This window comes from 'Chrysanthemum coronarium' phytoplasma (genome assembly GCF_000744065.1).
Classification (GTDB): domain Bacteria; phylum Bacillota_I; class Bacilli_A; order Acholeplasmatales; family Acholeplasmataceae; genus Phytoplasma; species Phytoplasma asteris.
Genome location: NZ_BBIY01000127.1, coordinates 1 through 864, shown reverse-complemented (window position 1 = coordinate 864; position 864 = coordinate 1). Strand labels below are relative to the sequence as shown.

Below are 864 nucleotides of genomic sequence, written 5' to 3'. Positions count from 1 at the left end.
TAAAAAGATTAAGAATCTTCATCTAAATCTATTTTTAAAACTTTTTTTATTTTATCTTTTTGTTCTTTTTCGCTCAATCTTTTTATTTGGAATTCATTTAATAAATTATTAGGTTTTTTTTCTATTAAATCATATTTCATTTTTACTGGATTCCAAACTTTAAAAGTAATATATTTTGAATCTATTTTAATATGAAACTTACAACGACGTTTTAATCTATTATAAATCTTTTCATTTTCATTTTCAAATAAATCATCAATGCTTTTAATAGTATTAATAATCATTAATTCACATGAAAATAATTTATGTTTACAACGACTTTTAATATTTGAATGTGTAGCATTATTGTCTAATATTACTATTAAATCAGATAAATCTATTGAATAAGAACGTATGTTGTCTAAAATAATACATTCTTGTCCTTTGTAATTATCTAAAATATCTTTAGAAATTGATGAAATATAAGCACTATAACCTTTATTTTTGGCTATTTTTTTAGATAAAACAGATTTACCTACTCCAGATGGACCTGTAATAAAAATACAATCCATTGGGTAATCTTTTTCAACATAATTACGATGATAATTATAATTAAATGTTTTTTTTATTGCTGAAGCATATTTACAATATTCATAAATATTTATTTTATCATGCATATTATATTCTTTAATTTTCCCTGATAGAATTTGATCGTTAATTTCTTTTAAACTTTTTATTTTTAATTTCATTTTAATATATTCCTTTTTAAAATATCTAAATTAATAAACAAAAATAATTATTCAATAGTTTCAATAGTTTTTATTTTTATCTTTATCATGCAAAATATAATTTATCATCTACATATATAAATATACAGTTTTTTAA

1 protein-coding gene is annotated in these 864 nt (G+C 18.6%); it reads right to left on the bottom strand.

All coding sequences use genetic code 11. The features are described from left to right. Positions 1–8: 8 nt before the first annotated feature. On the bottom strand, positions 9–728 hold the full coding sequence (locus tag OYV_RS04065; protein ID WP_052360419.1) for a hypothetical protein: 720 nt from the start codon (positions 726–728) through the stop codon (positions 9–11). Between the last annotated feature and the right edge of the window lie 136 nt (positions 729–864).